Annotated in this window: 7 protein-coding genes; 5 read left to right on the top strand and 2 right to left on the bottom strand. The window is 69.1% G+C overall.

Going from position 1 to position 8,327, the window contains the following annotated elements; translation table 11 throughout:
* Positions 1-2,890 (bottom strand): bifunctional proline dehydrogenase/L-glutamate gamma-semialdehyde dehydrogenase (locus WBP48_RS12615; protein WP_424440939.1); only part of this gene is annotated, 2,890 nt, incomplete at its 3' end.
* 151 nt (positions 2,891-3,041) lie between these two features.
* On the opposite strand from WBP48_RS12615, the gene WBP48_RS12610 reads away from it, so the two are divergent.
* The 3 genes from WBP48_RS12610 to WBP48_RS12600 all read left to right on the top strand — a co-directional run bounded on the left by WBP48_RS12610 (position 3,042) and on the right by WBP48_RS12600 (position 4,811).
* The gene (locus tag WBP48_RS12610) at positions 3,042-3,956 is read left to right on the top strand and encodes a LysR family transcriptional regulator (protein ID WP_424440937.1); all 915 of its coding nucleotides are present in this window, start codon (positions 3,042-3,044) and stop codon (positions 3,954-3,956) included.
* Between the two features lie 164 nt (positions 3,957-4,120).
* Positions 4,121-4,405 carry a type II toxin-antitoxin system Phd/YefM family antitoxin gene (locus WBP48_RS12605; RefSeq protein ID WP_424440935.1) on the top strand — a complete coding sequence of 95 codons (285 nt, stop codon included), beginning with the start codon at positions 4,121-4,123 and terminating at the stop codon, positions 4,403-4,405.
* Complete coding sequence (locus WBP48_RS12600) at positions 4,389-4,811, top strand: type II toxin-antitoxin system VapC family toxin (protein ID WP_424440933.1); 423 nt, start codon at positions 4,389-4,391, stop codon at positions 4,809-4,811. The genes WBP48_RS12605 and WBP48_RS12600 overlap by 17 nt, the downstream gene beginning before the upstream one ends.
* Positions 4,812-4,933: 122 nt before the next feature.
* Here WBP48_RS12600 and WBP48_RS12595 read toward each other — a convergent pair whose 3' ends face one another.
* A complete protein-coding gene (locus tag WBP48_RS12595) occupies positions 4,934-5,446 on the bottom strand; it encodes a hypothetical protein (RefSeq protein ID WP_424440931.1) in 513 nt (170 codons plus the stop codon).
* 287 nt (positions 5,447-5,733) lie between these two features.
* On the opposite strand from WBP48_RS12595, the gene WBP48_RS12590 reads away from it, so the two are divergent.
* Positions 5,734-7,209, top strand: a complete 1,476-nt coding sequence (locus WBP48_RS12590; protein WP_424440929.1) for an APC family permease — start codon at positions 5,734-5,736, stop codon at positions 7,207-7,209.
* The gene (locus WBP48_RS12585; RefSeq protein ID WP_424440927.1) at positions 7,206-8,093 is read left to right on the top strand and encodes a universal stress protein; all 888 of its coding nucleotides are present in this window, start codon (positions 7,206-7,208) and stop codon (positions 8,091-8,093) included. Before WBP48_RS12590 ends, WBP48_RS12585 begins: the two co-directional genes overlap by 4 nt.
* Positions 8,094-8,327 lie beyond the last annotated feature (234 nt).

The following is an 8,327-nucleotide window of genomic DNA, read 5'->3' as shown; positions in this document are numbered from 1 at the left end:
GCGCGCGGGATGGCGCCGCGACCGGCGCATCGACCCAGTCGCCGAGTCCGAACAGGTAGCTCGGGCCGCCGGCCTTCGTGCCCGCGCCGATCGCCGACTTCTTCCAGCCGCCGAACGGCTGACGCCGCACGATGGCGCCAGTGATGCCGCGGTTCACATACAGGTTGCCGGCCTCGACGCGGCCGAGCCAGGTCGCCAACTCGTCGCGGTCGAGCGAGTGCAGTCCGCTCGTGAGGCCGTAGTCGATCTCATTGACGATGTCGATCGCCTCGTCGAGCGTCGCAGCCGTCATGATGCCGAGAACCGGACCGAAGTACTCGGTGAGGTGGTACTCCGACCCGCGGCGCACGCCGTCGCGGACGCCCGGACTCCACAGCCGGTTACCGCCGGCCGCGTCGAGGGCGAGCGGGCTGTCGCTCGGCAGCGGCGCGGGCTCCAGCAGCCAGCGCTCGCCGGGACCGAGGGTCGTCAGTCCCCGCAGCAGCTTCTCGTTCCCCGGCGAGGTCGGCGCCGTCATGATCGGGCCCATCTTGGTCCGGAGGTCGTCGGGCGTGCCGACGTGGAGCGAGCGCACGGCATCCAGCAACTGCCCGCGGAAGCGTTCCGAGGTCGCGACCGATCCGACGAGGATGACGAGGGATGCCGCGGAGCACTTCTGCCCGGCATGCCCGAAGGCCGAGAGGACGACGTCGCGCGCGGCGAGGTCGAGGTCGGCGTCGGGGGTGACGATGATGGCGTTCTTGCCGCTCGTCTCTGCGAGAATAGGCAGGTCCTGGCGCAATTCGCGGAACCGCACGGCCGTCTCGTAGGCGCCCGTCAGGATGAGTCGGTCGACACGGGCGTCGGCGACGAGCGCCGAGCCGAGTGACCGGTCGGCGAACTGCACGAGCTGCAGCACGTCGCGCGAGATACCGGCCTCGTCGAGCGCTTCCCACAGCGCCTCGACCATGACGGCGCCCGAGCGGGCGGCCGTCGTGGCCGGCTTGATGACGACGGCGGCGCCCGAGGCGAGCCCCGCGAGCGTGCCGCCGGCCGGGATCGCGACGGGGAAGTTCCACGGCGGGATCACCGCGACGACCTTCTTAGGCCGGTACTCCGCACCGTCGACGCGGCCGAGCTGCTGCCCGAGCATGGCGTAGTAGTTGGCGAAGTCGATCGCCTCCGACACCTCGGGATCACCCTGGTCGAGCGTCTTGCCGCACTCGGCGCCCATGACTTCGAGCAGGTCCGCGCGGTGGGCTTCGAGCTTCTCGGCGGCGCGATACAGGACCGCGGCGCGCGCGTCGGCATCCAGCGCCTGCCATCCCTCTGCCGCCTTCTCGGCGCGGTCGAGCACCTGGTCGAGGGCTTCGGCATCCGTGACCTGTGCGTCTTCGACGGCGCGGATGCCGAGGACGGACCCGGTCATGCGCTCCGCGATCGCGCGGCCCCACGCGCGGTTGCCGGGGAGGTCGGGGTCGGTGTCGGGGGTGTTCTCGAAGCCGCCCTCGCTCCCGGCGGCGACACGTGCCGCGATGCGCGCGTCGAGCGTCGCCTCGTCGGCGGGCACGCGGCGATCCTGCGTGCGGCGCGGCGAAGGGACGACGAAGGATGCCGGGGAGCCGTCGCCCGTGATGGTCTCGAGTCCGGCCAACGCGGCGAGAAAGCGCTCCTTCTCGCGCTCGAAGAGGGCGGCATCGGTGTCGAGCTCGAACACCGCCGACATGAAGTTCTCCGAGCTCGCGCCCTCCTCCAGGCGCCGGATGAGATAGGCGATGGCGACGTCGAACTCCTGCGGGTGCACGACCGGGGTGTACAGCAACAGGCCGCCGACCTCGCGACGGACGGCCTCGGCCTGGCCCGTCGCCATGCCGAGCAGCATCTCGAACTCGATGCCGTCCTGCGCGCCGCGGGCCTTGGCGAGCAGCCACGCGAGGGCGACGTCGAAGAGGTTGTGGCCGGCGACGCCGACGCGCACGTGGGCGACGTGTTCCGGGCGCAGCGCAAAGTCGAGCACGGCCTTGTAGCTCGTGTCGGAGTCCTGCTTCGATCCCCAGGTGGCCAGCGGCCAGCCGTGCAGGGCGGCATCCACTCGTTCCATCGCGAGGTTCGCGCCCTTGACGACGCGCACCTTGACGGGTGCGCCGCCCGCCGCGACGCGCGCGGCAGCCCACTCCTGCAGGCGCATCATGGCGGCGAGGGCGTCGGGAAGGTAGGCCTGCAGCACGATGCCGGCTTCGAGACTGTGCAGTTCGGGCCGGTCGAGCAGGCCCATGAAGACGGCGAGGGTGAGGTCGAGGTCCTTGTACTCCTCCATGTCGAGGTTGATGAAGGTGCCGCGTTCCTTGGCGAGGAGGTACAGGGGCAGCAACTGCTCCTCGACGTGCGCGACGGTCTCGTCGAACGCCCAGTGGTTGTGCGGCGCGACGGTCGCGGAGACCTTGATCGAGACGTAGTCCACGTCGGGGCGCTCGATGAGTTGCCGCGTGCCCGACAGCCGCCGCTCGGCCTCGTGCTCGCCGAGGATCGCCTCACCGAGGAGGTTGAGATTGAGGCGCACGCCGTCGCGACGGACCTTCGCGATCGCGGGGCCGAGCTTGGCGTCGCTCGCGTCGATGATGAGGTGACTCACCATCTGCCGCAGCACGCGGCGGGCGATCGGCACGACGACGCCCGGCAGCGGCTTCGCGAACAGTCCGCCCGCGCCGATCGCGGCGCGCAGTGGCGCGGGGAGGAAGCGCGGGGTGAGCGGGGTCAGCTCACGGAGCCGCTTGGCGGCGGCATCCACGTCTTCGGGACGGACGACGCCGTCGACGAACCCGACGGTGAAGTCGAGGCCGTTCGGGTCCTTGAGGACGCCGGCGAGGCGCGCCGCGGAGGCGTCGGCGGGAATGGCGGATGCCTCGGCCATCCACTTCTGGACGAGTCGGATGGCGGGTTCGGCGAGGTCCTGCGGGCGTGCTTCGGTCACCTGCCCAGTGTGAGGGTGAACAAAGCGTAAAGTACAGCGTAAGAATCTGAGCGATATCCATCAGTTCTCCTTCATTGTGTGAGGATTATTCATGCTCGACATGAAGCGACTGCGTCTGTTGTGGGAACTCCACGCCCGCGGGACCATCACCGCCGTCGCCGAGGCCCGCAACTACAGCCCGTCGGCGGTGTCGCAGCAGCTCGCGCTGCTGGAGCGCGAGGCCGGCGTGCCGCTGCTGCGCCGCACGGGGCGCACCCTCGAGCTCACCGCGGCGGGGCTCGCGCTCGTCGCCGAGGCCGAGGACCTGCTGGCGGGTCTGGAGCGGGCGGAGGCTGCGCTGCACAGCGTGCGTGAGGACGTGACAGGCACCGTGCGGGTCGCGACGTTCCAGACGGCGATGCTCGCGATCGTTCCGGCGGCGCTGCGGCGCCTGCGCGACGACCATCCCGCGCTGCGAGTCGAGGTCGTGCAATATGAGCCGGGCGCCGCCCTGCGGGAGACCTGGGCGCGCGGCTTCGACCTCGTCATCGCGGAGCAGTACCCGGGTCACGCCGCGGTGCATTTCGCGGGGCTCGACCGCAAACCGCTCACGCGCGACCCGATCCAGCTCGGGCTGCCGCGCCTCGGTGCCGGGGACGCGCGCTTCGATGCCGCGGCCCGCATAGAGGACCTCGCCGAGCTGCCGTGGGTCATGGAGCCGCCGGGCACGGCGACGCGGCACTGGGCCGAGCAGGCGTGTCGCGTCGCCGGGTTCGAGCCCGACGTACGCTACGAGACCGCCGACTTGCAGGCGCATCTGCGCATGATCAGGGCGGGCATCGCGGTCGCGCTCCTCCCTGGCCTGGTCCACGCGGGCACGAAGTCGAAGCTGCGGTTGCTGTCCTTGCCGGGCGACCCGCACCGTGAGATCTTCACGGCCGCCCGCGCGTCGCGCGGCGGATATCCGGCGCTCGCCGCCGTGCGCGCGGCGCTCGTGGCGGAGGCGGAGGCGCTGCGGCTGGTGTGAGGACGCGTGGACAAGATGCAGGATGCCGCTCAACGCGCGACATTCCCGACCCTGTCCAGGCTCGCCGGTAGGCGCTCTCGTGGGCCGGCATTCTCGGGTGTCGGCGATTGTCAACCGATCCCATCCTCGCCCGCCTTCTAGCATGAAGATGCTAGAGTATGAAGATGCGGACCATCACGATGACGGAACTCAACCAGCGGGTGTCTGCGGTCACCCGTGAGGTCATCGAGAGCGGCGAGACGGTGCGCGTCACGAACCGTGGCCGCGTGGTGCTGCGCCTCGTGCCCGAACCCGGTCCGACGGGCAGCCCGCTGGAGGCACTCATCGCGTCGGGGGCTGCCGTGCCGCCGACGCGGCCACACCGCCGGCGCGGTGGGCAGCCGGCGGTGCCGTTGTCGGACGACCTCGACGCCATCATCGCCGAGGTGAGCGGTGACGGCGACTTCTAAGTCGGGCGCTGCGCGGCTCTGGTACCTCGACTCGTCCGTCGCGTTGCGCATACTCCTGGCACACAGCGAAGGTGCCGTCACCTGGTACGACGAGCGGGCCGAGGCGGGCGACGCCTTCGTCTCGTCGCGGCTGCTCCACCTCGAGACCGTGCGGGTGTTGCGACGCGAGTCCGTCGATACCACGCTTGCCGATGACTTCGTCTCCGAGCTCTCCCTCTTGTCCGTCGATGATCGGCTCATCGCCGAAGCCGCGGCGATCCGGCCGCACGTCAAGTCCCTGGACGCACTGCACCTCGCCAGCGCACTGCGACTCGGCGCGGGGGCGGTGACCATCGTCACGCACGACGCGAACATGACCCGCGTCGCGGACGATCTCGGCTTCGACGTCTTCGATCCCGTGGGGTGACACGTCGTGACGTGCACTGGGCGAGCTCGCCGAGGTCACCCGTCCCGTGGGACCCGGCCATGGGGCATGGTATCCGCCCTTCTGGTTCATGAAAACGGGTTCGGTGCCGCCGTGCTCGTTCGCTACCCGATCTTGTAGACCATGCCGCGGCCGTCAGCCGCGAGACCGGCCACGAACGCCCGAGCTTTGCGCAGGTACTGCACGACGTAGTCGTCGGAAGCTCCACTGCCGCCGGAAACCGGGTCGGCGGCACCGGCGGCATCCGCGTCGTCGATCGCCCACAGGTCACGAGCGATCGCGGGCATCTCGGCCGGGAGGAGTGTCCGCACCCACGGGATCCAGCCGTAGCCCTCCATCGTCACGTTCCCCTCGAACATCCGATAGCTGGGGCGTGCGACTCCCCCGCCGCGGTCGGGGCCGGTCAGCGATTGCAGTTCGTGCCAGGCCTTGTCAAGGTAGAGCATGTCGCGCTTGGGCACGGCCTGCTCGAATGTCACCCCGTAGTTCACTGCCGCGTGCGGTGTGAGTCCCCACGCGTCGGCGAGCGGATCGTCGGACAGAATGCTGTCCGGGTCGGCGAGCGCCTGCTCGGACTGCTCGGCGTCGAAGGCGTATGCGTAGTATCTGATTCCCATGCCCCGAGTGTGATCGCCCGGGGCCCGCCGTGGCGGCGCCGACGGCCGATCTGTGGAGAGATCGGGCACATTCGCCGAATGTGGATAACTGCGCGCATTCCGCCGCCTCCACGAATGAGGGCTCAGCACTCGTGTTTCGGCGGTGTTTCGGCGGTGTTTCGCGCTCGCGACATTGCGCGCGCCTGCTTGCTCCGGGGGTGCGGCGCACACCAGACTTGCGAATCTCAGCACCACAGAACCTGAGTACCGACCAGCGCTCCACCCCGTCTCTACCTTCGGAGGCCGTGATGACATCACTCGGACAACAGCTCGCCCGGCGCAAGCCGATCATCTTCCAGCGCCAGCATCACGAAGGTGAGGAACTCTCGCGCAACCTGGGCACGTTCCAGCTCATGATGTTCGGTGTCGGCGCCACGATCGGCACCGGCATCTTCTTCGTGCTGAGCGAGGCGATTCCGGTCGCCGGGCCCGCGGTGATCATCTCGTTCCTGCTCGCCGCCGTCGCCGCCGGGCTCTCGGCGCTCAACTACGCGGAGATGTCGTCGTCGATCCCGGTGAGCGGATCGAGCTACTCCTTCAGCTACCACGCACTCGGCGAAGGCGCCGCCGTCCTCGTCGGCGGCTGTGTGCTGCTGGAGTACGGCGTCGCCGTCTCGGCCGTCGCGGTCGGGTGGAGCGGATACTTCAACGAGCTGCTGCATCTGCTGTTCGGGTTCCAGTTGCCTGCGGAGTTGTCCGGCTCGTTCGTCCCGGGCGACGACGGCGTGGCCACCGGCGGAATCGTCAACCTCCCGGCGATCGTGCTCGTGCTGTTGTGCATGCTGCTGCTGATCCGCGGCGCCTCCGAGTCGGCCACGATCAACGCGATCATGGTGTGCATCAAGCTCGGCGTGCTGGCCCTGTTCATCGTCATCGGATTCACGGCGTTCAACGCCGACCACTTCGACAACTTCTTCGCGCAGGCCGCCGGGATCAGCGGGGCTGCGGGAACGATCTTCTTCTCCTTCATCGGACTGGATGCCGTCGCCACCGCCAGCGAGGAGGTCAAGGATCCACAGAAGGCCGTCCCCCGGGCGATCCTCGGCGCACTCCTCATCGTCACGACGTTCTACGTGCTCGTGTGCATCGCCGGTCTCGCCGCTGAGCCGCCGGAGTGGTTCGCGACCGAAGAGGCCGGCGAAGCGGGACTCGCGAAGATCATGGAGAACGTCACCGGCACCCCGATCTGGGCGACGATCCTCGCCGCCGGCGCGGTCATCTCGGTATTCTCGGTCACGCTCGTCACTCTCTACGGGCAGACACGCATCCTCTTCTCGATCTCGCGCGACGGCATGGTCTCGAAGAAGTTCCTCGCGGTAAACCCGAAGTACGGCACCCCCGTGTTCAACACCGTCGTCGTGTCGATCCTCGTTGCGATCGTCGCCGGTTTCGTCCCCTCGGACTACCTGTGGGACAGCGTCTCGTTCGGCACCCTCGTCGCGTTCAGCGTCGTCGCCATTTCGCTGATGGTGCTGCGCCGTCGCAACCCCGAGCTCGAGCGCCCCTTCAAGGTGCCGCTGTACCCGGTCCTGCCGATCCTCACGGTCATCGTCTGCCTGTATGTGCTCTTGAGCCTGAAGCCCATCACCTGGGTGATCTGCGTCACCTGGCTCGCGATCGTCTTCGTCTTCTATCTCTTCTACGGGCGGCGGCACGCGACCTTGAGCACCTACACTTCGGAGGAGGAGATCGCCGAGCCGATCCACCCAGAGGATGAGCGATGACCTATCTCGTCGGATACGGCCCCCACGACCACGGCGCGATCGAACTGGCCTGCCAGTTCGCGCGCTCCGAACCCGCGCCGGTCATCGCCGTTTCGGTGGTGCCGCGCGGCTGGGGCACTCCCGCCGCGGCGGGCACCGACCGCGAGTTCACCCGATGGGCGGCCGAGGAGGGCAGCGCCAGCGCTGAGCTGGCGCTGAAGGACCTCGCCCGGCATCCTGAGGTCGAATCTTCGGCGGTCTGGGTGCAAGGAAGGTCGGTGCCGCAGACCCTGCTCGAGCAGGCGGAGCAACGGGGTGCCACGATCCTCGTCGTGGGCTCGAGCGACGACGTCGCGCCGGGGACCATCGGACTGTCGTCGAAGACCGACCGTCTCGTCCACTCGTCACCGATACCGGTGGCGCTCGCCCCCCACTCCTACACCTCGACCGGGGTCTTCGAGCGCATCACGGTCGGTTTCCGCGACGACGATGGCAGCTGGTCCCTCCTGAAACGCGCGGCCCAGCTCGCGCTGCGAACGTCGGCGCGCCTGCGGATCATCACGTTCGTCGTGACCCCGACGCGCACCCCGGTGACGAACACCGTGCCCCACGCCGAGACGCAGGTGATCGACCTGTGGACGGGCCAGGCGCGCGAGGCCCTGGCTGAGGCCGAGACCGAACTGAGCACGCTCGGCTTCGCGGGTGACCGTCTCGAGTCCAGCGTCATCTCGGGCACAGACTGGCGCACCGCCATCAGATCGCTCGAGTGGAGCGACGGCGATGTGCTCGTCGTCGGATCGTCATCGACGCACCGCCTGGCCCAGGTGTTCCTCGGGTCCAGCGCATCGAAGATCGTCCGCCACTCGCCCGTTCCCGTCGTCGTCGTGCCGGGGCGCGGGGCGTAGGTTTCGGCGCGCGTAGGTTTCGGCATCCGGCGGCGCGGACTGCCGGCGGCGGATGCCGGTAGCCTGCGGCGCGGGCGGGCACAAACGACTTGCCGCAATTGGTCGCCTCCACCCCGCGGTGGCGACAAATCGCGGCAAGTCGATGATCGAGGCTCTACCGACTTGCCGCGATTTGTCGTTTCACAGCCGCGGAGCCGACAGAACGCGGCAAGTCGGTCGCGCGCACGGCGGCGC

The organism is Microbacterium sp. (assembly GCF_049661145.1).
Classification (GTDB): domain Bacteria; phylum Actinomycetota; class Actinomycetes; order Actinomycetales; family Microbacteriaceae; genus Microbacterium.
This window is presented reverse-complemented; position numbering and strand designations above follow the sequence as displayed.

Excerpts from the sequence above, each read along its gene's own strand:
- WBP48_RS12590 (WP_424440929.1), top strand. The coding sequence starts at position 5,734 with ATGACATCACTCGGACAACAGCTCGCCCGGCGCAAGCCGATCATCTTC.
- WBP48_RS12595 (WP_424440931.1), bottom strand. The coding sequence starts at position 5,446 with ATGGGAATCAGATACTACGCATACGCCTTCGACGCCGAGCAGTCCGAG.
- WBP48_RS12610 (WP_424440937.1), top strand. The coding sequence starts at position 3,042 with ATGCTCGACATGAAGCGACTGCGTCTGTTGTGGGAACTCCACGCCCGC.
- WBP48_RS12585 (WP_424440927.1), top strand. The coding sequence starts at position 7,206 with ATGACCTATCTCGTCGGATACGGCCCCCACGACCACGGCGCGATCGAA.
- WBP48_RS12605 (WP_424440935.1), top strand. The coding sequence starts at position 4,121 with ATGCGGACCATCACGATGACGGAACTCAACCAGCGGGTGTCTGCGGTC.